This window comes from Actinoplanes sp. CA-252034, assembly GCF_050956125.1.
GTDB lineage: Bacteria > Actinomycetota > Actinomycetes > Mycobacteriales > Micromonosporaceae > Actinoplanes.
This window is the reverse complement of the sequence record NZ_CP191846.1, coordinates 4683752-4706018: the sequence shown is the minus strand read 5'-3', so window position 1 is coordinate 4706018 and position 22267 is coordinate 4683752. Positions and strand designations below refer to the sequence as shown.

Annotated in this window: 17 protein-coding genes; 6 read left to right on the top strand and 11 right to left on the bottom strand. The window is 72.8% G+C overall.

Annotated elements, in window-relative coordinates:
- The 3 genes from ACQPZW_RS21340 to ACQPZW_RS21330 form a co-directional block, all read right to left on the bottom strand.
- Complete coding sequence (locus ACQPZW_RS21340; RefSeq protein WP_433796678.1) at positions 1-828, bottom strand: alpha/beta fold hydrolase; 828 nt, start codon at positions 826-828, stop codon at positions 1-3.
- 31 nt (positions 829-859) lie between these two features.
- Positions 860-1543: a type 1 glutamine amidotransferase domain-containing protein gene (locus tag ACQPZW_RS21335; protein WP_433796677.1), complete on the bottom strand. Its 684-nt coding sequence runs from the start codon at positions 1541-1543 to the stop codon at positions 860-862.
- Between the two features lie 137 nt (positions 1544-1680).
- The gene (locus tag ACQPZW_RS21330; protein ID WP_433796676.1) at positions 1681-2181 is read right to left on the bottom strand and encodes a hypothetical protein; all 501 of its coding nucleotides are present in this window, start codon (positions 2179-2181) and stop codon (positions 1681-1683) included.
- Between the two features lie 226 nt (positions 2182-2407).
- On the opposite strand from ACQPZW_RS21330, the gene ACQPZW_RS21325 reads away from it, so the two are divergent.
- The gene (locus ACQPZW_RS21325) at positions 2408-5482 is read left to right on the top strand and encodes a tetratricopeptide repeat protein (protein ID WP_433796675.1); all 3075 of its coding nucleotides are present in this window, start codon (positions 2408-2410) and stop codon (positions 5480-5482) included.
- Between the two features lie 18 nt (positions 5483-5500).
- On the opposite strand, the gene ACQPZW_RS21320 is transcribed toward ACQPZW_RS21325, so the two are convergent.
- The 4 genes from ACQPZW_RS21320 to ACQPZW_RS21305 form a co-directional block, all read right to left on the bottom strand.
- Positions 5501-5983: a calcium-binding protein gene (locus tag ACQPZW_RS21320; protein ID WP_433796674.1), complete on the bottom strand. Its 483-nt coding sequence runs from the start codon at positions 5981-5983 to the stop codon at positions 5501-5503.
- A gap of 113 nt (positions 5984-6096) precedes the next feature.
- Positions 6097-6864, bottom strand: coding sequence for a calcium-binding protein (locus ACQPZW_RS21315; RefSeq protein ID WP_433796673.1), 768 nt, complete (start codon positions 6862-6864; stop codon positions 6097-6099).
- Between the two features lie 141 nt (positions 6865-7005).
- Entirely contained in the window at positions 7006-9075 is a 2070-nt protein-coding gene (locus ACQPZW_RS21310; protein WP_433796672.1) for a serine/threonine protein kinase, read from the bottom strand.
- 66 nt (positions 9076-9141) lie between these two features.
- Entirely contained in the window at positions 9142-9747 is a 606-nt protein-coding gene (locus ACQPZW_RS21305; protein WP_433796671.1) for a TetR/AcrR family transcriptional regulator, read from the bottom strand.
- 159 nt (positions 9748-9906) lie between these two features.
- Between ACQPZW_RS21305 and ACQPZW_RS21300 the strand changes: the two genes are divergently transcribed.
- Genes ACQPZW_RS21300 through atzF form a run of 5 tightly spaced genes read left to right on the top strand, consistent with a single transcriptional unit; the run spans position 9907 to position 18086 of the window.
- Positions 9907-11463 (top strand): amino acid permease, encoded by a 1557-nt coding sequence (locus ACQPZW_RS21300; RefSeq protein ID WP_433796670.1) that lies wholly within the window; start codon positions 9907-9909, stop codon positions 11461-11463.
- A complete protein-coding gene (locus tag ACQPZW_RS21295) occupies positions 11460-12266 on the top strand; it encodes an urea amidolyase associated protein UAAP1 (protein ID WP_433796669.1) in 807 nt (268 codons plus the stop codon). Before ACQPZW_RS21300 ends, ACQPZW_RS21295 begins: the two co-directional genes overlap by 4 nt.
- The gene (locus ACQPZW_RS21290) at positions 12263-12901 is read left to right on the top strand and encodes an urea amidolyase associated protein UAAP2 (protein ID WP_433796668.1); all 639 of its coding nucleotides are present in this window, start codon (positions 12263-12265) and stop codon (positions 12899-12901) included. The genes ACQPZW_RS21295 and ACQPZW_RS21290 overlap by 4 nt, the downstream gene beginning before the upstream one ends.
- Positions 12902-12903: 2 nt before the next feature.
- Positions 12904-16452, top strand: a complete 3549-nt coding sequence (uca, locus tag ACQPZW_RS21285) for an urea carboxylase (protein ID WP_433796667.1) — start codon at positions 12904-12906, stop codon at positions 16450-16452.
- Positions 16449-18086 carry an allophanate hydrolase gene (atzF, locus tag ACQPZW_RS21280; RefSeq protein ID WP_433796666.1) on the top strand — a complete coding sequence of 546 codons (1638 nt, stop codon included), beginning with the start codon at positions 16449-16451 and terminating at the stop codon, positions 18084-18086. Before uca ends, atzF begins: the two co-directional genes overlap by 4 nt.
- Here atzF and ACQPZW_RS21275 read toward each other — a convergent pair.
- The 4 genes from ACQPZW_RS21275 to ACQPZW_RS21260 all read right to left on the bottom strand — a co-directional run bounded on the left by ACQPZW_RS21275 (position 18059) and on the right by ACQPZW_RS21260 (position 22124).
- Positions 18059-18532 carry a hypothetical protein gene (locus ACQPZW_RS21275; protein WP_433796665.1) on the bottom strand — a complete coding sequence of 158 codons (474 nt, stop codon included), beginning with the start codon at positions 18530-18532 and terminating at the stop codon, positions 18059-18061. The genes atzF and ACQPZW_RS21275 overlap by 28 nt on opposite strands.
- A gap of 148 nt (positions 18533-18680) precedes the next feature.
- On the bottom strand, positions 18681-19733 hold the full coding sequence (locus ACQPZW_RS21270) for a sensor histidine kinase (RefSeq protein ID WP_433796664.1): 1053 nt from the start codon (positions 19731-19733) through the stop codon (positions 18681-18683).
- Positions 19730-20398, bottom strand: a complete 669-nt coding sequence (locus ACQPZW_RS21265) for a response regulator transcription factor (protein ID WP_433796663.1) — start codon at positions 20396-20398, stop codon at positions 19730-19732. Before ACQPZW_RS21265 ends, ACQPZW_RS21270 begins: the two co-directional genes overlap by 4 nt.
- A 58-nt stretch (positions 20399-20456) precedes the next feature.
- On the bottom strand, positions 20457-22124 hold the full coding sequence (locus ACQPZW_RS21260; protein WP_433796662.1) for a serine hydrolase domain-containing protein: 1668 nt from the start codon (positions 22122-22124) through the stop codon (positions 20457-20459).
- Positions 22125-22267 lie beyond the last annotated feature (143 nt).

Genomic DNA, 22267 nt, shown 5'->3' with positions numbered 1-22267 from the left:
TCAGTCCGCGCTGGTCATGAAGTCGATCAGCGCCCGGTTGAACTCGACGGGGTGGCTCGCGTTGATGCCGTGCGGCCCGTCCTTGATCACGACCAGCCTCGCGCCGGGAACCGTCTCGGCGGTCCGTGCACCGCTGACCTCGAACGGCACGATGGCGTCGCTGTCGCCGTGGATGACCAGCACCGGCACGTCGATCCTGGCCAGGTCCGGGCGGAAGTCGGTGTAGCTGAACGCCGCGATGCTGTCCAGGGTGCCCTTGGCCGACGCCACGTGCGCCAGCTCCTGCGCATACCGAACCTGGGACTCGCTGACCTTCGGCGTACCCCCGGCGGTGAAGAAGTTGCGGGCGAAGCCGTCGACGAACGCGATCCGGTCGGCGACCACTCCGTCCTGGAAGCCCTTGATCGTGGCGTCGTCGAGGCCGCCGCCGGGGTTCTCGTCGCTCCTGTACAGGTACGGCGGGACGGCGGCGGCGAACACCGCCCGTGCGATGCGTGCGCTGCCGTAGGCGCCGAGGTAGCGGGCGACCTCGCCACCACCCATCGAGAAGCCGACGAGCGTGACGCCGGTCAGGTCGAGGGTGGTGAGCAGCGCGTCGAGGTCGGCGGCGAACGTGTCGTAGTCGTAGCCGCCCCACGGCTGACCGCTCTGCCCGAAGCCGCGCCGGTCATAGGTGACGACCCGTTTGCCGGCCTCGACCAGCGGCGCGATCTGCGCCTCCCAGCTGCGGCCGGACAGCGGCCAGCCGTGGATCAGCACGACCGGGTCGCCGGTCCCGAAGTCCTCGTAGTGGATCTCGACGCCGCCGTCGACGGTGATGTGAGGCATGAGGGTCTCCCTGTCGCTTCGATGGTGAGTGTCAGGCGGTGGCGAGCACGGTGAGCAGCACGTCGGCGGCCTCAGCCGACGAGGCCGGGTTCTGCCCGGTGATCAGGAGGCCGTCGCGCACCACGTAGGAGCCCCAGTCCGCCCCCTTGGAGTAGACACCACCGTTGGCCTTGAGCATGTCCTCGACGAGGAACGGCACCACCTCGGTCAGGCCGACGCCCTCTTCCTCGGTGTTGGCGAAACCGGTCACCGGACGGCCCTGAACCAGCGGCGAGCCGTCCTCGCCGGTGACGTGCCGCAGCACGCCCGGCGCGTGGCAGACCAGCGCGACCGGCTTACCCGACCGCAACGTGGTCTCGATGATGTTGCGCGAGTCGGCGTCCTCGGCCAGGTCCCACAGCGGGCCGTGGCCCCCCGGGTAGAACACCGCGTCGTAATCGGCCGGGTCCACCGTGCTCAGCACGACCGTGGAGTCCAGCGCGGCCGAGGCCTCGGCGTCCGCCTCGAAGCGGCGGGTGTCGTCGGTCTGGGAGCCGGGCTCGTTGCTCTTGGGATCCAGCGGCGGACGGCCACCTTTCGGTGATGCCAGGGTGATCGTGGCGCCGGCCTGCTTGAGCCGGTAATACGGTGCGGCGAGCTCCTCCAGCCAGAAGCCGGTCTTGAGTCCGGTGTCACCCAGCTCGTCGTGCGAGGTCAGAACGACCAGGACGTTCATGTCGGAGCCTTTCGTCTCTGCGACCCGTGTCGGCCACGTCCCGAACTCTAGACGACTGGTCTACTAGCAGCAAGTCCAACCCCAGCCGCGCGCGGCTGGGGCTGTGCCGGCGGGCACCCGAGGGTGCCCGCCGCCGCTCAGGGCTCGAGGTACCGGGCGCTCCAGCCCACCGTCACCCACGGATCGCCGCTCGACTCCGCGCACTGGAGCCTGATGGTGACCGCGTGCACGTACTGGCTGGCCACCGGGCGGAAGTTGACGTCCTCGAACCAGGTCTGCCCGGTCGGCGCGCAGAAGTCCGAGCCGTAGTCGGTGTACGTCTCGGTGAAGCCGTTGTCGTACTCGACCGTCATCTGCACCCGGACGCACTCGTTGCGGGCGTTGTTGATCCAGATCCGCCCGACCAGCGTCGGCTCCCAGACCCCGGCGGTGTTCATCACCCAGTCGAGCCGGCCGTCGTCGGTCGGCCGGCCGGACACGTCGTGGAGCCGGCCGTCCCCGAAGTCGAAGTGCGACTCGGTGATCTTGAACTCGTCGACCCGGTGGACCGTCGCCTGCGCGACCCCGGCGATGCCCAGACTCATCGTGACGGCCAGTGCGACCACGAGGGCGCGTAGCCCCGTTCTCTGCCAGCGCATTGCTGTCCCCCTACTTCGTCGTGGCCCCGGTCCGGTGACCGGGCCCGCGATGAGTGTCGGAAAGGGTCCTCATCGTGGCGTCAGTCCCGCGTCAGTACCGGTGAGGTACCGGGCCGCCGGGCTGCCGAGCCCCATCGCCTCTGGCGGGTTGCCGACAATCGGCGCTGCCGTCGGCGATCCGTGCTGCGATTGACGTCGATGGTTCGACGACGGACAGGGAGCCGGCATGGCGGAACAGGCCCGTCGCATGCGCCGAGCCGGACGCTGCCTGATCTATGTGGCCGCGGCCGGATACGGCAAGTCGACGACGCTCGAAACGCTGTGCGCGGACGGCGCGGGGACGTACTGGACGGCTGAGGCCCTGCTCGCTCGGCCGTACCGTGATCCGCGGACGGCCGGGGCCCGTGTGGTCGTCGACGATCTGTGCGCGTTGCCCGGCCCGGCACAACGGCAGCTGGCGCGGGACCTGGCGGAGCTGCCGGCCGAGGTCGAGCTCTGGCTGGCGGCCCGCCGGCCCCTCGACCCCGGGTTCTACTCCGCGCTGCCGGGGACGGCCGTCGAGCGCGGTGCCGCCGATCTCGCTCTGTCCCTCGATCAGGTCGCCCGGGTCCTGCGGGAGGAGCACGGCATCGTCGATGCCGAGCCGGCCGTACGGGTGTACGACGTCACGGCGGGATGGCCGGCGCTGGTCCAGTTCGCCGGTGAGGCGCTCGGCCGGCACGGCGTCGGCTCGGAGGAGCTGCTCGCGGCGCTCACCGAACCCGGTACCCCGGCCGCGAGCTGGATCGGCGAGCAGGTGCTGGCCGAGCAGCCGGAGGACGCCGCCGTACTGATGGATGCGGCCGTCACGCTCGGCCCGCTGCCCGAGGCGCTGTGCATCGGGCTGGCGGACGCGGGGCTGCTCGACACCGGCGTACCGGCCGGTCCACTGCAGTCGCTGCGCTGGTTGAGGCGCGCGGGGCTGCTCGTGGCGGGCGCCGGTGGGGCGCCGCGGCTGGTGCCGGCGGTGTCGGCGGTGCTCGGTCAGCGACGCCGGGCCGGCTGTGCGGGCACCGGAGTCCGCTCCGACGCCTTCGTCGACTTCGCTGCCGGGTGGTATTCGGGCAACGGGCACCCGCTCGCCGCCGCCGCGCTCCTGCACCGGGCGGGTCGCCCGGCACAGTGCGCGGCCGTGCTCGCCGAACACGGTGACCGGATGCTGGCCGCCGGAGGCGGAGAGCAGGTCGTGCGTCTGCTGCGTGCCATCCCGGATGCGGAACGGTCCTTCGCGGTTCGGCTGGTGCACGGCGACGCGCTGCGGATGACCGGCGATGCCGCCGGGGCGCTGCGCGTCTTCGCTCCGCTGTTGGAGGATCCGGCACGATGCGGTGACGCCGGGCTGCGCTGGCGGGCGGCGATGGTGCACTACATGCGCGGCGAGTACGCGACGGCGCTGGAGCTGTGCACGCCACCCGCCGACGCCGGGCGGACCGTCGACGATGTGCTGCTGCTGGCCTGCCGGGCCGGCGCGTTGATGATGCTGGGCCGGTCCGCTGATTCGGCTGCCGTGGCGGCGGATGCGCTGCGCTGCGCGGACGGCGGCGGCGACGATCGGGCGAAGGCCGCCGCGCACATCGCCGCCGCGCTCGGGGCGGTGGGTGCCCGGCGCGACGAGCACCTGGCCGCTGCCCTCGAGGCCGCGCAGCGTGCCGGTGACGTGGTCACCGTGGTCCGGGTCCTGGTGAACCGCGCCGAAGGGCTGATCCGCGACGCCCGGTATCCGGAGGCGCTGCGCGTCGCCGCGCGGGCGGTGGCCACCGCGGAGCACAGTTGCCCACCCGGTCTGCTGGTGGCGGCGCTGTCCAACGCCGGCGACGCGCTGCTGCGGCTCGGCCGGTACGACGAGGCGGAGCGGCACTTCGAGCGCGTCGTCGCGGTGTCGCACCGGGCCGGCCTGAGTCGCGCGGCTTCCGGGCTGTGGGGCATCGCCGAGGTCCGCAGGCAGCTGGGCCGGCGGGAGCAGAGCCGGACCGCGTTCGAGGAGGCGGTCGAGGCGGCGCGCGCGGTCGACGACACGCAGGTGCTCGTACCGGCGCTGGCCGGTCTCACCCGGGTGCTGCTGGACGGGCCGGACCCGGACCTCGCCGCGGCTCGTCGCGCGGCCGAGGAGGCGGAGCGCGCCGCGCCGCGGATCCTGCTGCCCCTCGCCCTGGTGGCCGCCGGCTGGGTCGCGTTCGCCGAGGGGGTCCTGCCGGTCGCTCAGCAGCGGGCCGCCGCTGCGGTCACCGCCGCCCGGGCGAGCCGGCGCGCGGACTGCCTCGCCAACGCGCTCGAGCTCGTAGCCGCGGTGGGCACCGACACGGGCGGCGCGGTGGCGGCGCTGCGGGAGGCGGAGGCGATCTGGCGTGCCGCGGGGGCGCTGCCCGCCGCCGACCGGGCCCTGGTGCTGCTCGGCCGGGTGCCCGGCGCTGACGGCGCGCAACGTTCCGCCGCGAAGGCCGCCGCCCGCCGGCTGATGGATCTGGGGGTGCCGGCCATCGACGGCACCCGTCTGCCGGCGAGCGAGGACGGGTCGACGCCGGTGCGGATGCGGGTCCTGGGCGGGTTCGAGGTGTTCGTCGACGGACGGCCGGTGCCGCTGCCTGCGTGGCGTTCCCGGCAGGCGAGGTCACTGGTCAAGATCCTCGTCGCGCGACGTGGCCGGCCCGTCGCACGCCTGGAGCTTCGTGAGCTGCTCTGGCCCGACGACGAGCCGCACCGTACAGCGCACCGGCTCTCGGTTCTGCTGTCCGTGGTGCGTACCGTGCTGGATCCGGCGCGCCGCTGGCCCACCGACCACCACGTCCGGGCCGACCTGGCGGGGATCTCGCTCGATCCGGGGCATGTGGCGGTCGACGTCGAGGAGTTGCTGAGCGACGCGGCACACGCGGCACTGCTGATCCGGACCGGCGACCGGGCACACGCGCGGGAGGTGCTGGTCGAGCTCGACGAGTTGTATCGCGGTGACGCGTTCAGCGACGAGCCGTACGAGCAATGGGCAGACGGGCTGCGCGAGGAGGCGCGTGCGGTGTGGCTGCGCGCGCTGCGTGACCTGGCGGGGCTCAGCCGGGCCGCCGGCGACCTCGATCAGGCGGTCACCTACCTGGTGCGGCTGCTCGCCATCGACGCCTACGACGAGACGGTGCACCGTAACCTGGTCGAGGTCCTGGTGCGGGCCGGCCGGCACGGCGAGGCCCGGCGCGCCTTCGACCGCTGGTGCCAGGCGATGCGGTCGATCGACGCGCCGGTGCCGACCGCCAGAGTCCTCGCCGGCCGGGCCTGACGACCCGGCCGGCGACCGTCACAGCAGGATGGGCTCGCTCGCGCACCAGTGCAGGTATTGGACGATGTGCGTGTACACCTGGGCGGATTCGACGTAGCAGAGGTTGGAGCCGGTGCCACCGAAACCGGTGTCGATCCCGTCGTCGCCGGACAGCCAGTCGTTGCCGGCGCCGCCGTCCAGCAGGTCGCCAGCCTTGCCGCCGGAGAGGTCGTCGCATCCGTCGTCGCCGTACAGGGTGTCGGCGTCGTTGCCCCCGTGGATCACGTCGTTGCCGCCGAGCCCGTGGATCACGTCGTCGCCGCCGTGGCCGCGGATGACGTCGTCGCGGGGGGATCCGTTGAGCACGTCGTCGCCGGGTGTGCCCTCGATGACGAAGCCGGACCCGGGTGATTCGCAGGGGTCGATCGCGGCCGCGGGCCCCACGGTCGAGAGTGTGAGACCGGCGGTGGCGAGGATCGTTGCGCTCAGCAAGGCCATTCCCTTGCGCAGGTTGTCAGACATGCGGGCACCATCGCACCACCCCGTCATCGTGGCGTCATCACGGCGCGACCACGCGATGTTCGAGGAAGGACGCGCGCCGCGTCCTTCCTCGATCCCTCCACGGGGCGCCGTGGTCAGCAGTTGATCTGCGTCTCGGTCGCCGCGCTGCAGACGTCGACGCCGCCGGCCGGTCCGCCGTTGCCGGTGTCGGTGCCCGCCTCGCCGTCCATCGCGTCGTCGCCGTCGTTGCCCCGCACGACGTCGTCGCCGTCACCGCCGAACAGGTCGTCGTTGCCGAAGCCGCCGTTGAGCACGTCGTCACCGCCGTCGCCGTCGAGCCGGTCGTTCTGCTCGTTGCCGGCGAGCTCGTCGTTGCCCGGTCCGCCGTGGATCCGGTCCTGGCCGGTCCCACCATCGAGCACGTCGGCGCCGGCCTCTCCGGCGATCTGGTCGTCGCCGCCGTCGCCGCCGACCACGTCGACGCCGGCGCCTCCGGTCAGGGTGTCGTCGTCCTCGTCGCCGTCGACGGTGTCGTTGTCGTTGCCGCCACCGGCGACGTCGTCGCACCGGCCGCCGAAGATGAGGTCGTTGTGGTTCTCGCCGTCGATGGTGTCCGCGCCGTCGCCGCCGAGGATGACGTCGTTGCCGTCACCACCGAGGATGACGTCGTTGCCACCGCGTCCGTCGATGAAGTCGGCGCCGCCGCGCCCGTCGATGAAGTCGTCGAGCGGGGTGCCGATGAGGTTGTTGGCCGCGAGGTCGCCGATGATGACCGCCCCGGGTCCCTGCGGCAGGCAGTGCGGCTCCTCGTCGGCGTGGGCCGGCGCTGCGCCCGACATCGCCAGCGCCACTGAGGTGAACAGGAATGCGGCGGTCGTGGCCAGGGTCTTTCGCTTGCTCATGATGGTGCCTCCAGAGACGTTCTGCCGGGCTCACGTGTCGCGGTCCCGGGGCCACCGGATCGGTGGTGGGTAGAGCGTCGTCGGCACCCGTCAGCCCGGCGTCAGTACGTCGTCATCGTCGCCGGGGTGTCTCCGGGGAGGTCAGGAGTTGTCGATCCTCGTCAGCGTGGTGACCTCGCCATCGGTGACGGTGATCGCGACCAGACCACCACCCTGCTGGTCGGCAAGCCACCCGGTGAGCTCGGACGCGGAGATCGACTGACCGGCGCCCGCCTGCACCGAGACGATGCCGTCCCCACCGCCGACGTTCTTCCACGACGTCAGCTTCGGCGCGGAGCGGACCGGGAGTGTCACCTTCGTCCGGCTCTCGACGATCTGGAACGGGTCGCTGCATCTGATGTCGCTCGGGTCGATCTTGAACTGCTCGCAGTAGTCGGCACTGTCCATCACGAGCACCGGCTGAGCCACCGCCGAGCGCCCGGCCGGATCGTAGGAGTGAAGCTCCACGATCGACCGGCTGGAGCCGGTCCTCGGATCGGTGAACTGCGCCGGCTGATCCAGCACCGGTGACCGGAGGTCGACGTTCGCGAAGGCCACCGTGGCGTCCCCGTCGGACGCCTCGTTGAGTGCCCCGAGCACGACCCGGCCCGCGACCAGCTGCGGGTCGGTGACCGGCATGCTCAGCGCGGGCGTGCCGTCGACCGTCACCTGAGCCGTGCCGTCCTGCACGGTGATGCCGGCCCGGTGCGTCTGCCCGACCCGGAACGCGTTCGAGGCGACCCGCTCCTCACCGTTGAACCCGTTCCCCGAGCTCTCGTCGATCCCCAGCCGGATCTCGTTCTCGCAGAACGAGGCCACGTAACCGCGTTCGTCGACCGACCGGAACCAGATCAACGCGCAGGCGCCCTTGGTGACGATGCCGACGTCGACCGCGATCGTCTGGTCGCCGGCGAACGAGTCCTGCGGGCCCCTGCACCGATAGAGGGTGGACATGTGGGTCGTCGCCAGCATCCGCTGCCGGAAGGTGCACCACCCGTCGGCGCTGTCGGAAGTCCGGTCTGCCTTCCACAGGCCGCGCCGGTCGAGGCGGTCGGACACCCCGGGACCCTGGATCCGGGCCGTGCCCGAGACGGCTGACGTCGACGGGGGTGCGGTCGACGGCGACGTGCCGGCCGCGAACGAGGCCCGCTCCTGACCCTCTTGGTGGCGTGACAACGCGAACCCGATACCGGCACACAGGACGGTCGCCGCCGCGCCCACGGCCACCAGGCGCCCGGCCCGGCGACGAACGGGTGCGGCCGGCTCGCGGACGCCGGAGAGTTGTGCCCGACCCGTGTGCTGTGCCGCCTCGGCGGCTCGGAGCAGCTCCGGCCGGTGGGTGAGCGCTCCCCCGGTCTCCGCCTCCAGCAGCAGGTCGAGCAGTTGATGGGCGGTCGGCCGGTCGGCCGGATCCTTCGCCAGCGTGCGGCCCACCAGGTCGCGCAACGACCCGTCGAGCCCGGTCAGGTCGGGTGGCTGGGTCAGGATGCGAGCCGCCGTGGCGGCCGGCGAATCGGCCCAGAACGGGGTACGCCCGGTCGCCGCGTACGCCACCACCACACCCCACGCGAACACGTCCGCGGGCGGCCCCACCGTACGGTCCGAGTCGTTGTCGAACCGCTCCGGCGCCATGTAGGCGACCGTGCCGACCATCTGGTCGGTCCTGGTGTGCCGGCTGGTCACCTCGAGCGCCCGCGCGATCCCGAAGTCGATCACCTTGGGCGTGCCCAGGGAGAACAGCACGTTCTGCGGTTTCAGGTCCCGGTGGATGACGCCGACGCCGTGGATCGCCGCCAGCGCCGTGGCCACCCCGACCGCCACGCTGTGCAGCGTGCCGCCGTCCAGCGGCCCCCGCTCCCGGATCACCTCGGAGAGACTCGGCCCGTCGACGTACTCGACCACCAGGTACGGCGTCTGGTGATCCGGGTCGGCGTCGAGCACCGCCGCCGTGCAGAAGCCGGGCACCTCGCGGGCCCGGTTGACCTCGCTGCGGAAGCGCCCCCGGAACTCGGTGTCCCAGGCATGCTCGGCCCTCAGCATCTTGACGGCCACCAGCTGGCCTTCGGGCGAGCGCCCGAGAAAGACGGTGCCCATGCCGCCCTCGCCGACACGACCGATCAGCTCATAGTGACCCAGCCACCTTGGATCGTTCGGCATCATCGGATAGGTCACACGCGGCAGGATAGCGGCCGACCATCGGCGGCGACGGATGGGCCGGGACGGCACCGCCCGCCCGGCTCACCGGCCGACCAGGCGCATCGCGGCGGCGCCGATCGTCCTCCGCAGCTCCGACGGGTCGGGGAGGCCGGGCAGGTCCCGGCGCATCCCGATGACGCTCTCGACCAGACCGAAGACGAGGTCGCCGGTGATGGCCGCGGTGTCCGGGGCGACCGCCTCCACCAGCGCCCGGTAGGCCAGACGCAGCTGTTCGCGCTCGCGGCGGAAGCGGGCGAACGGCTCGGTCGCGATCTCCGGCAGGGCGTAGAGGATGCCGATGTTCCACCGGGCGCCGACCAGCACGCCGACGTCGTACTCCACCAGGTCGCGCAGGGCGGTGGCGGGCGGCAGCTCCTTGCCGGACAGCTCATCGGCGTAGGTCAGCGAGGGCCGGACGGTGGCCTCGAGCAGCTCGGCGAGGATCTGCTCCTTGTTGGGGAAGTGGTAGTAGAGCGACGCCTGCCGGATGCCGACGGTCTCGGCGATCAGCCGGGTGGACGTGGCGGCGTAACCGCGCCGGGCGAACAACTCGGCCGCGGCGTCGAGGATCTCCTCGCGGGCGGTGGCGTCCGGCATCCGCCGGGCTCCGGATCGGGGACGGCCGGCGGTCGGGGACGTGGCGCTCACGTCTGCATCGTCGCACGTCGTGACGTCACCACCGATCCGGCCGCGGTGTAACACCGCCGACATCGGCGGCAACCCAGGATTTACCGAGCAGAAACCGCCGCCGAGACCGGGGCCGTAAATCTGTCAACTGACAGGTATTCCGGCCCCGAGGAGGCGGTCTTGTCCACAACCCCCACCCTTCCCGCGCCCTCGACCGAGAAGGCCGACGCGGCTGACCTGCGCGGATTCGGGTACGAGCCCGAACTGCGCCGCGGCATCGGCAGTTACGCGTCGTTCGCCGCGGGCTTCTCCTTCGTCTCCATCCTCACCACCGTCTTCCAGCTCTTCGCGTTCGGTTTCTCGTTCGGTGGCCCGGCCTTCTTCTGGACCTGGCCGCTGGTCTTCGCCGGCCAGTTCATGGTGGCGCTCAACTTCGCCGAGCTCGCCGCCCGCTATCCGCTCTCGGGGTGCATCTACCAGTGGTCACGGCGACTCGCCGGCGCCACGGTCGGCTGGTTCGCCGGCTGGGTGATGATCATCGCGCAGATCGCCACGGTCGCCGCCGCCGCGATCGCGCTGCAGGTGGTGCTCCCGCAGATCTGGTCCGGGTTCCAGCTGGTCGGCGACGACCCCACGCTGACCTCGACCAGCGGCGCCACCAACGCCGTCATCCTCGGCTCGATCCTGATCGCGATCACCACGATCATCAACGTCATCGGCGTACGCCTGATGGCCGTCGTCAACAGCACCGGCGTCACCCTGGAGATCATCGGCGTGGTCGCGGTGATCGGGCTGCTGCTGTTCCACGCCGAGCGCGGGCCCGGCGTCGTGTTCGACACCGGCGGCACCGGCGCCGGGCTGTCCTACGTCGGCCCGTTCCTGGTCTCGGCGCTGATGGCGGCGTACGTCGTGGTCGGCTTCGACAGCGCCGGCGAGCTCAGCGAGGAGACCCGCGACCCCCGGCACACCGCGCCCCGCACCATCCTGCGGGCGCTGGCCGCGGCGGGCATCGGCGGCGGGCTGATGCTGCTGGTCGCCCTGATGGCCGCGCCCAGCCTCACCGACGGCCGTCTGGCCACCGAGGGCCTGCCGTACGTGCTGACCAGCCGCCTCGGTGAGACCGGCGGCCGGATCCTGCTGATCGACGTGGCGATCGCGGTCGCCGTGTGCACCCTGGCGATCCAGACCGCCGGCAGCCGGATGATCTTCTCGATGGCCCGTGACGGTGTCCTGCCGTTCTCGTCCGTCCTGGCCAAGGTGCCGGCCCGGACCGGCACCCCGGTCGTCCCGGCCGTCGTCGTCGGCGTCGGCGCGATCGCCGTGCTGCTGGTCAACATCGGCCAGGCGGCGCTGTTCACGGCCATCACCAGCGTCTGCATCGTCATGCTCTACATCGCCTACGCCCTGGTCACCATCCCGCTGCTGGCCCGCCGGCTGAAGGGCTGGCCTAACGGCGAGGAGGGGCTGAGCACCGAGCGCGGGGGCCGGCTGTTCGCTCTCGGCCGGTTCGGCATCGTCGTCAACGTGCTGGCCGTGGTCTACGGCATCGGCATGATCCTCAACCTCGGCTGGCCGCGCCAGGAGGTGTACGACCCGGCCGGCACCCACTGGTACCTGCACTACTTCTCGCTGCTGTTCGTCGGCGGCGCGGTGCTGGTCGGTGGCCTGGTCTACCTGCGCTACCGGGCCCGTACCCGCAGCCGGCATCTGACCCTGCCGTTGGCGGAGACCGCATGAGCACCGCCACCACGGCCGGCGCCCGCGAACACGCCCGCGCCCAGGGCGGCACCGTCGTCGAATGCATGCCGACGGTTCCGGCCGACCGGCTCGGCGACGGCCTGGTCTGGGCCGAGACGATCCCCGGCGGCGGCTACGCGAGCAGACGGCTCGCCCGGGGCACCGCGTTGCGCCTGACCGACCTCTACGGCGACGCCTGCGTCTCGGTGCTGCTGTTCAACGCCGACGAGCCGTGGGAACGCCTCAACGTCGCCGACACCGTCAAGGTGCTGTGGCAGGCCTACGTCGGCGAGGGTCACCTGCTGCTGTCCGACCAGGGCCGGGCGCTCGCGTCGGTGACGGCCGGGGCGCTCGACCGCTCCGACACGTTCTGCGGCACCTCCACCCTCAAGGCCAACGTCGATCGGTACGGCGACGGCAGCCCCCACGGCCCCACACCGGCCGGGCGGGAACTGTTCACGCTGGCCGCGGCGAAACACGGCCTGACCCGGCGCGACCTGCCGCCGAGCATCTCCTTCTTCCAGGGGGTACGCGTCGACGCCGACGGCCGGTTCCGCTGGCTGGGCTCGGCCGGCGCCGGGGCGAACGTCGAACTCCGGGCCGAGATGCCCCTGATCGTGCTGCTCGTCAACGTCCCGCACCCGCTGGATCCGCGTCCGGCGTACACGAGTTCGGCCGTACAGCTGCGGGCCTGGAAATCCCCGCCGGCCGCCCCCGGTGACCATCTCTGGACGCGCTCGCCGGAAGGCGAGCGTGCCCTGCTCAACACAGCCGACTACCTGACCGCGAGGGGGCTCGATTGACCGCCGCGACGAGCACGGCCCTGGTCGCCGGCCCGGTCGTGCTCGACGAGACCGTCGCGGCACGCGCGCCCTGGTCGGCGGTCGTCCGCCGGGGTCACGTGCTGACCATCGTCGACCTGCACGGCAACCAGGCCGTCGACTGCCTGCTCTACAACGCCGCCGACACCGCCGAGCGCTACTCGGCGCCGGACACGCTGGCCGCGCAGGGCGGGATCTTCCTGACCACCGGCAGCGTGCTGCTCTCCAGCGAGGGCCGCCCGCTGATGACCGTGGTGGCCGACGAGGTCGGCCGCCACGACACCGTCGGCGGCGCCTGCAGCCGCGAGTCGAACACCCTGCGGTACGGCCACCACACCAAGCACCAGCACGCCTGCGTGGAGAACTTCCTCATCGAGGGCGCGCGGTGGGGGCTCGGCAAACGGGACCTGGTCAGCAACATCAACTGGTACATGAACGTGCCCGTCGACCCGGACGGCAGCCTCGGCATCGTCGACGGCATCTCCGCGCCCGGCCTGCGCGTCGCCCTGCGCGCCGAGACCGACGTGCTGGTCCTGGTGTCGAACTGCCCGCAGATCAACAACCCGTGCAACGGGTTCGACCCGACACCGGTCCGCATGATCGTCACCGGGGAGTGAGCGTGTTCGACACCCTGCTGGTCGCCAACCGCGGTGAGATCGCCTGCCGCATCATCCGCACCGCGGCCCGGATCGGCCTGAAGACCGTCGCGGTCTACTCCGACCCGGACCGGGCCGCGCCCCACGTGCGGATGGCCGACATGGCGGTACGGCTCGGCCCCGCCCCGGCCCGCGACAGCTACCTGCGCGTGGACCGGGTCCTGGACGCGGCGCTGTCCACCGGCGCCGGGGCCGTGCACCCCGGATACGGGTTCCTCTCCGAGGACGCCGGGTTCGCCACCGCCGTCGAGCAGGCCGGGCTCGCGTTCGTCGGGCCCACCCCGGCGCAGCTGACCGCGTTCGGCGCCAAACACACCGCCCGTGACCTGGCCCGCACCGCCGGGGTGCCGATAATCGAGGGCACCGGGCTGCTGTCCGGCCTCGACGAGGCGCTCGCGGCGGCGCGGGAGATCGGCTACCCGGTGATGGTCAAGGCGACCGGCGGTGGCGGCGGCATCGGCATGCGGGCCTGCTTCACCCCGGAGGAGCTCACGCTGTCCTACGCCCAGGTCGAGCGGATGGCGATCGCCAGCTTCGGCAGTGGCGGCGTGTTCCTGGAACGGTTCGTGCAGCGTGCCCGGCACGTCGAGGTGCAGGTGTTCGGCGACGGGCACGGCCGGGTGGTGGCGCTCGGCGACCGCGACTGCAGCCTGCAGCGGCGCAACCAGAAGGTGATCGAGGAGGCCCCCGCGCCGGGCCTGCCGGACGCGATCCGGGCGGGACTGCACGCGTCGGCGGTGGCGCTGTGCGCGTCGGTCGGCTACCGGTCGGCCGGCACCGTCGAGTTCGTCTACGACGCCGAACGGGAGCAGGCGTCGTTCCTCGAGGTCAACGCCCGGCTGCAGGTCGAGCACCCGGTCACCGAGGCGATCTTCGGGATCGACCTGGTCGAGTGGATGCTCCGCCTGGCCCAGGGAGACCTGGACCTGGACGTGCCGCGGCCCGCCGGAGCGGCGGTCGAGGCCCGCGTCTACGCCGAGGACCCCTCGCAGGGACACCGGCCCAGCGCCGGGCTCGTCACCGCGGTCACCCTCCCCGACGGCGTGCGAGTCGACGGCTGGGTGGAGGCCGGCACCGAGGTCACCACCTCCTACGACCCGATGCTGGCGAAGGTGATCGTCACCGGCGCGGACCGGCCCGCCGCCTTCGCGGCCCTGCGCGAGGCCCTCGACGCGACCCGGGTCGACGGGATCGAGACCAACCTCGGGCTGCTGCGCGCGGCCGCCGTCGACGGCGACGTCCTGGCCGCCCGGCACTCGACGGCGACGCTCGCCGGCGTGCACGACCACGAGCCGCGCATCGTCGTGGAGCGGCCCGGCACCCTCACCACCGTCCAGGACTGGCCCGGCCGTACCGGGCTGTGGGAGGTCGGCGTGCCACCGTCCGGGCCGATGGACGACCTGTCGTTCCGGCTCGGCAACCGGGCCCTGGGCAACCCCGACGGCGCGCCCGGGCTGGAATGCACGGTCGACGGGCCGGCGCTGCGGTTCACCGCCGCCACCACCGTCTGCGTCACCGGCGCCGCCGTGCCGGTCACCGTCGACGGCGTGCCCGCGCCCCGGTGGGAGCCGATCGAGGTGCCGGCCGGCGCGGTGCTCGACATCGGCCGGGCCACCGACGGCGGGCTGCGCGCCTACCTGCTGGTCGCCGGGGGTCTCGACGTGCCCGGCTATCTGGGCAGCGCGGCCACGTTCACCCTCGGCCGGTTCGGCGGGCACGGCGGACGGGCGCTGCGGCTCGGCGACGTGCTGCGCTCCGGCGCCACCACCGGCCCGGTCGGCGGGCCGGTGCCGCACGACCGGCGACCGGTGATCGGCCGGGACTGGCGCATCGCCGTCACCGAGGGCCCGCACGCCGCCCCCGAGTTCTTCACCCGCGACGACATCGACGAGTTCTACGCCGCGTCGTGGGAGGTGCACTTCAACTCGGCCCGTACCGGGGTCCGCCTGGTCGGCCCCAAACCCCGGTGGGCGCGCACCGACGGCGGCGAGGCCGGCCTGCACCCGTCGAACATCCACGACACCCCGTACTCGGTCGGTGCCGTCGATTTCACCGGCGACGTGCCGATCCTGCTCGGACCGGACGGCCCCAGCCTCGGCGGGTTCGTCTGCCCGGCCACCGTCGTCACCGCCGAACGCTGGAAACTCGGCCAGCTCGCCCCCGGCGACACCGTCCGATTCGTGCCCGTCTCCGACGACACCGCCCGTGACCTGCGGGCCCGGCCACTCGCCCCGGTGACACCGATCGTCACCGGCGACGACGGCGTACTGGGCCGCCGCGAAGCCACCGGCGCCACCCCGGCGGTCACCTACCGCCGCAGCGGCGACGACAACCTGCTCGTCGAGTACGGGCCGATGACCCTCGACCTCGGGCTGCGGATGCGCGGGCACGCCCTGATGCAGCGGCTGCGCGCCGAGAGCCTGGGCGGGGTGGTCGACCTGACGCCCGGCATCCGTTCCCTGCAGATCCACGTCGACCCGGACCGGCTGCCGGTGAGCCGGCTGCTCGGGCTGGTCCGCGAGATCGAGGACCAGCTGCCCGCCACCCGCGACCTGGAGGTCCCGAGCCGGGTCGTGCACCTGCCACTGTCCTGGGACGACCCGGCCACCCGGGAGGCGATCGCCCGCTACATGGCCGGGGTCCGCGACGACGCCCCCTGGTGCCCCTGGAACATCGAGTTCATCCGCCGGATCAACGGGCTGGACAGCGTCGACGACGTCCACCGGACCGTCTACGACGCCAGCTATCTGGTCCTCGGGCTCGGTGACGTCTACCTCGGCGCGCCCGTCGCCACCCCGCTGGACCCGCGGCACCGGCTGGTCACCACCAAGTACAACCCGGCCCGTACCTGGACACCGGAGAACGCCGTCGGCATCGGCGGCGCCTACCTGTGCATCTACGGCATGGAGGGACCCGGCGGCTACCAGTTCGTCGGCCGTACCGTGCAGGTGTGGAGCCGCTGGCAGCGTGAACCCGGCGACCCGTGGCTGCTGCGCCACTTCGACCGCATCTCCTGGTACCCGGTCGGCGCCGAGGAACTGCTCGACCTGCGCGCCGACGTGGCCGCCGGCCGGCACCGGCTCCGCATCGAGGACGGCGCCTTCCGTCTCGGCGACCACGAGGACTTCCTCGCTGCCAACGCCGGATCCATCACCGCGTTCCGTGACGACCAGGCGGCCGCCTTCGGCCGGGAACGTGACGACTGGGCGGCCGCCGGCGAGTTCGACCCACGCCCGGAGCCCGTCGCGCCACCGGCGGCCGGTGCCGTCGCCGTACCCCCGGGTGGCGCCCTGGTCGAGGCGCCGTTCGTCGCCAGCGTGTGGCGCGTCGACGTGCGCCCCGGCGACCGGGTCACCGCCGGTCAGCCGCTGCTCGCACTGGAGGCCATGAAACTCGAGACGGTGCTCACCGCGCCCACCGACGGGTGGGTCGCCGACGTCCTGGTCACCCCGGGCAGCCAGGTCTCGCCCGGCAGCCCGCTGCTCGTCCTCGCCGGAAAGGCCACCCGATGACCCCTGAGGACCGTGTCCGCGCCGCCTACGCCCGGCTGGCCCTCGGCGAGCGCCCCGAAGCCTGGATCACGCTGCGTGACGAGGCGGACGTGTTGGCCGACGCCGCGGCGGTCGCCGCCCACCTTCCCCTGGCGGGGTCGTTGTTGGCGGTCAAGGACAACATCGATGTGGCCGGGCTTCCGACGACCGCGGGACATCCTGGGTACGCCTACCGTCCGTCCCGTAACGCTCCGGCAGTCCAGCGGTTGATCGACGCGGGGGCGGTCGTGCTCGGCAAGACCAATCTGGACCAGTTCGCCACCGGCCTCGTCGGCACCCGTAGCCCGTACGGCGCGGTCCGTCACGCCGACGACCCGGACAAGGTCGCCGGCGGGTCCAGCTCCGGCTCCGCGGTCGTCGTCGCCCTGGGCATCGCCGACCTCGCGCTCGGCACCGACACCGCCGGCTCCGGCCGGGTGCCGGCCGCCTTCCAGGGCATCGTCGGCATCAAGCCGACCCCCGGCCGGGTGCCCACCACCGGTGTGGTGCCGGCCTGCCGCAGCTTCGACTGCGTCACCGTCTTCGCCCGCGACCTCGCCGCCGCCAACCAGGCGATGACGATCATGAGCGACCCGGAGTGGCCGGCCGACGCGCCACTGGCCGCCCCACCGCGGCCGGTCGTCGCCGTGCCCGGCCGCGACCAGCTCACCGGCATGTCCGACGAGTGGCTCGACGCGTTCGAGCAGGCCGCGAAGACGCTGGAGACGGCCGGGGCGGTGCTGCGCCCGATCCGGCTCGCGCCGTTCCTGGCCGCCGCGAGACTGCTTTACGACGGAGGCTTCGTCGCCGAACGGTACGCCGCCGTCGGCGCGTTCCTCGACGGGCACCCGGACGGCGCCGATCCGGTCGTGGCGGCCATCGTCACCGCCGCCCGTGACATCCCGGCGCACCGGCTCGTCGCCGACACCGAGCACCTCGACCGGTTGCGCGTCGAGGCCATGACCGAGTGGGGCGACGCGGACGCGCTGCTGCTGCCCACCGCCCCGATCCACCCGACGATCGCCGAGGTCGCCGCCGACCCGGTCGGGGTGAACGCGCGGGTCGGCACGTACACCAACTTCTGCAACCTGTTCGGCCTGGCCGCCGTGGCCGTGCCCGCCGGGCCGCTGGGCGTCCAGATCATCGCCCGCGGGCACGCCGACGCCGTCGCCGCCGGTGTCGCCGCGATGCTCACCGCGACTCCCACTCCCCCGCCGGCCGCACCCGGCCTGCGGCTGCTCGTGGTCGGCGCCCACCTGAGCGGGCAGCCCCTCAACCACCAGCTCACCTCGGCGGGTGGCCGCCTGGTCGGTCCGGCCCGCACCGCCCCCGAGTACCGCCTGCACGCCCTGCCCACCCGGCCGCCGAAACCGGGCCTGGTCCGCGTGGCCACCGGCGGCGCCACCGTCACCGGCGAGATATGGGAACTGCCCCCGGCGGCGCTCGGCCACTTCCTCGCCACGCTGCCCGCGCCGATGGCCCTCGGTCAGGTACGCCTCGCCGGCGGAGCCTCGGTCACCGGTTTCCTCTGCGAGCCCGTCGCCACCGACGGCACTCCCGACATCACCGCCCACGGCGGCTGGCTCGCCTACCTCGCGTCCACCCGGGAGAGCTGATGGACCGTCGCGCCCTGCACACCTCCCGGTACGTCCTCGGCACCCTGATCCTCGCCGCGATCATCCGACTTCTCACCCGCCGGCCGGCACCCGAGCCCCCGCCATCCGAGTGACCGGTGGCCGGTCGTGCCGGTGAAACGGGGCACCGCGACGATGAACTGGAAGGTCCACCGGCCCAGGCGCGTGCACGTTCCGGCGAGCTCGGTCGGGTCGCAGCCGTCGATCAGCGGGATGGCGAGCCGGCCGAGCCCGAAGCGGTGCAGAGCGCCCGGAACCTCGCCCGGCAGGGGCGGATGGGCGTCACCGATGTCACCGGCGTAGACGGCGATCCCGTGGTCGTGCATCCAGCGGACGGCGTCGACCGTCATGCCGGGCAGGGGCTCGCTGGCACTCCATTCGTCGGTCAGGTGCCGGCCGCCGCGGACGACCAGTGCGTCGCCCGGCAACACCTCGACGCCGGCGCGATCCGCCGCCTCACCTGTCGTTCAACACCTACCGGCGGCACCGGGACAAGGCCGTCCTCCGGATGACCGAGTGGCTGTGGGACCGCGAGACCGGAGCCGCCACCGGGTAGGCCGTGTCACCGATAGCCGCCTATGTCGTCGGCGCCTGCCGGAGCAGGGTGAGGCGGAACGCGCAGCCGTCACCGGCCGGGCCGGGTGACGCGAGGGTGAGCGTGCCACCGTGTGCCAGCGCCACCTGGCCGGCGATCGGCAGGCCGAGTCCGGTGCCGGCAACGTCGGTGCGGCTGCGCCGGAACCGCTGGAAGACGCTCTCCTGCTCGGCCGGCGGGATACCGGCGCCGTGATCGGTCACCACCACGGCGACCTCGAACGGCGTCACGTCCACATCGATCTCGACCGGGGTGCCGGCCGGTGCGTACCGCACGGCGTTGTCGACGAGATTCGTCACCGCCCGCCGTACGGTGGGCTCGTCGAACGCGCACTCCGCCACCTCGGGCCCGGTGACCGACAGGGTGATCGCCTTCGCCGCGGAGAGCACTGCGACCTCGTCGGCGACCGCACGGACCACCACCATCAGGTCGGCCGGGTGCCGCGCGATCGTGCGCGCCCGGCCACGGGCGTCCACCAGCAGCTCGTCGATGGTCGCCTGCATGCGCGCGGCCGCGGCGGCGGTGTTGCGCAGCCCGCCCCGGTACACCTCGATCGTCGGGTCGGGGTGGGCCAGCAGCACCTCGGCGTTGGCCATCAGCACCGCCAGTGGCGTACGCAGTTCGTGGCTGGCCTCCTCGATCAGCCGGCGCTGGATCTCGGCCGCCCCCTGCAGCCGGCCGAGCATCGCGTCGATGCTCGCCGCGAGCCGGACGACCTCGATCGCTCCACGGTCCAGCCCGACGCGGGGGCTCAGATCGACCGCTTCCACGTTCTCGGCGACCGCGCGGACCCGGTCGAGGCCGCGCACGGCCCAGCCGGCCAGGGCCCAGGCGATCACGCCGGCCATCGGGGCGAGCACGAAGACCGTCCAGGCCACCCAGGGCGACCGTGGCCCGGTGCTGGTCGTGACGAGGCCGTCGGCGGTCGTCTCGACCTCGACGTCGCTGATCACGACCACCACGAACAGCACGAGCGCGGGCAGGTAGCCGGCCAGGAAGACCAGGATCGTGAACCGGGCGCGCAGCGACGTCACGGCGACTGCAGCCGGTAGCCGGCGTTGGTGACCGTGACGATCAGCGGTGGGTCACCGAGCTTGCGCCGCAGCCGGCTCAGGATCACCCGCACCGACGAGGTGAACGGGTTGACGTTGGCATCCCACACGTGCTCGAGCAGCGCCTCAGCCGGCAGGACCTCCCCCGGATGGTGCATGAAGTAGCGCAGCAACGAGAACTCCCGGGCGGTCAGGTCGAGCAGTGTCGCCGCCCGCCAGACCCGGTGGGTGGCGAGATCGAGCGTCAGCTCACCCACCCGCAAAGTCGACCCGGCGCCGTCCTCGCGACGGCTCAGCGCCCGCAGCCGCGCCACCAGCTCGTCGAAGTGGAACGGCTTGACCAGGTAGTCGTCCGCGCCGGCGTCGAGGCCGGCGACGCGGTCGGCCACCGCGTCCCGGGCGGTCAGCACCAGGCAGCGCCTGGGCCGGCGCAGCACCGGGTCGTCGGCGCAGCGCCGCAGCAGAGTCAGGCCGTCCCCGTCCGGCAGGCCGAGATCCAGGCACGCCACGTCGTAATCGGTCACGCCCAGCAACTCCTCGGCGCCGGCGTAGGTCCCGGCCACATCCACGGCATACGCCTCGTTGCGCAGGCCGAGCGCGACGATGTCGGCCAGGTCCGGGTCGTCCTCGACCAGCAGGACACGCATGACAGACTCCCTCTTCAAGATCGAATTCCCTCGGGGGTACGGGCGGAGCACTCCCGCCTCACCCCGGCCGCTGTGCCGTCGCCGTCCCCGCCGCCCCGGTGACGGTCACCCGTCCACCGTCGAAGTCGAGCGTCACCAGTGGCCCGGTCCCGGCTGGATCGTCCGGCCGGTACCTGTCCGCCCCGACCGGTGCCAGCGTCAGAGCCGGGGGCACGGTCGGCAGTTCCGCCCCCTCGATGGTGCTGTGCTCGTCGACCGCGTACCAGCCCAGCTGCGGACCGTCGCGAGTGGTCATCGTGACGTACGTCCGCATCTCCCCGTCGGCCACGACGGTGCCGCCACCGGTGACCGCCGTGACCGGCCCGAACCGGTCCGCCACCGCCTCGCGTTCCTCGCGACCCTCCCGGGTGCCTCCGGCGAGCATGCCCAGCACCCGCTCCTCATGTCGTCGCAGATCCGCGGCGGTGAACCGGCCCCGCGGCGGGAAGAGCACACCCACCGCGTCGGCGCCGTTCGCCGCGATCCGCGCCCGGCCGTCGGCGACCGTGACCTGGAACGATCCGCCCGTGTCGAGGCGGTATCGTCCGGCGAGCGCGGCCGGGTCGCCGCCGCCGGACGACGCGGTCGGTACCGGTAGCGGGTCGCCGGCCACCAGCGCCGGCAGCGTCGCCGCCAGGAGCTCCTCGGCGGTGAGCACCGCCCGGTTGGACGACAGGGCGATCACCCGGTCGCGCCCGGGGATCCAGACGACCGCCGTGTCGTGGCCGACGTCGCCTCCTCCGCCGGCGGCGGCCACGATCGGCAGGCCGTAGACCGAGGCGTCGAAGGCCATCCAGCCGCCCAGCGTGTGCGACCGCCCCTCCCCCACCGCATGTCCCGGCTCACCCGCGAGCCCGGCCGGCCCGCCCTTGAACAGCGCGTAGGTCCACGTGGCCAGCTCCTCGGTGGTCATCGCCAGTGAGCCGTTGCCCTCGGTCGTCCAATAGGGACCGGCGAAGTCGTTCGACCGGCCGGGTTCGCCGTCGTCGAGATACCCGGCGGCGACGGGCCCGGCAGCAGCCGGCCGCCCGTGCCAGAAGCCGCCGGCGACGCCGCCGGGAAGGGTGAGGACGTGCTGGAGTGTGTAGTCCCGGTACGACTTCCCGGAAACGGTGTCGATGATGATCGCGAGCAACGTGTAGCCGGCGTTGGAGTACGCGTCGTCGGTGCCGGGCGGAAACGCGGGCTCGAGCCTGTTGATCGCGGCGATCGCGCCGGCCCGGTCGAGGGGCTCGTCGTCGGCGCCGATCGAGCCGTCGATCCCGCTGGTGTGCAGCAACAGGTGACGCACCGTCGCCTCGGCCGCCGGGCCGGTGACCGCCGGCACCAGCTCGCCGACCCGGTCGTCGAGGGACAGTCTCCCGGCCTCGGCGAGTTGCAGGATCGCGGTGGCGGTGAGCACCTTGCTCACCGAACCGAGGCTGAACACCGTGTCGGCGCTGTTGCGGGCGCCGGTGGTGTCGTCGGCCACGCCGTACCCTGCCAGGCAGTCGAACCGTCCGCCGGTCGACACGGCGACCGCGCCGCTGAACCCGGCCCGCGCCCACGCCGCGAACACCGCGTCCAGCGTCGCGTCGCACTGCGCCGGCACCGGTCTCTCCTCGACGGCACAGCCCGCCGCCCCGGCCACCAGCACACCGATCAGCAGAGCCGGCACCCTCATCCGTACGGCACTGAGCATCCCCATACCGCGACGCTAGGCAACGCCCTGCGAACGTGACGTGAACGCCAGACCGCCGTTCGCAGGTGACCTGCGCGGGCTCGTCCGAGCATCGTGGACACCACATCGACTCTCGCGGTGCGGGCCGGATCTGTTTTGTCGTAACCCAT

Excerpts from the sequence above, each read along its gene's own strand:
- ACQPZW_RS21340 (WP_433796678.1), bottom strand. The coding sequence starts at position 828 with ATGCCTCACATCACCGTCGACGGCGGCGTCGAGATCCACTACGAGGAC.
- ACQPZW_RS21335 (WP_433796677.1), bottom strand. The coding sequence starts at position 1,543 with ATGAACGTCCTGGTCGTTCTGACCTCGCACGACGAGCTGGGTGACACC.
- ACQPZW_RS21330 (WP_433796676.1), bottom strand. The coding sequence starts at position 2,181 with ATGCGCTGGCAGAGAACGGGGCTACGCGCCCTCGTGGTCGCACTGGCC.
- ACQPZW_RS21325 (WP_433796675.1), top strand. The coding sequence starts at position 2,408 with ATGGCGGAACAGGCCCGTCGCATGCGCCGAGCCGGACGCTGCCTGATC.
- ACQPZW_RS21320 (WP_433796674.1), bottom strand. The coding sequence starts at position 5,983 with ATGTCTGACAACCTGCGCAAGGGAATGGCCTTGCTGAGCGCAACGATC.
- ACQPZW_RS21315 (WP_433796673.1), bottom strand. The coding sequence starts at position 6,864 with ATGAGCAAGCGAAAGACCCTGGCCACGACCGCCGCATTCCTGTTCACC.
- ACQPZW_RS21295 (WP_433796669.1), top strand. The coding sequence starts at position 11,460 with ATGAGCACCGCCACCACGGCCGGCGCCCGCGAACACGCCCGCGCCCAG.
- atzF (WP_433796666.1), top strand. The coding sequence starts at position 16,449 with ATGACCCCTGAGGACCGTGTCCGCGCCGCCTACGCCCGGCTGGCCCTC.
- ACQPZW_RS21265 (WP_433796663.1), bottom strand. The coding sequence starts at position 20,398 with ATGCGTGTCCTGCTGGTCGAGGACGACCCGGACCTGGCCGACATCGTC.
- ACQPZW_RS21260 (WP_433796662.1), bottom strand. The coding sequence starts at position 22,124 with ATGGGGATGCTCAGTGCCGTACGGATGAGGGTGCCGGCTCTGCTGATC.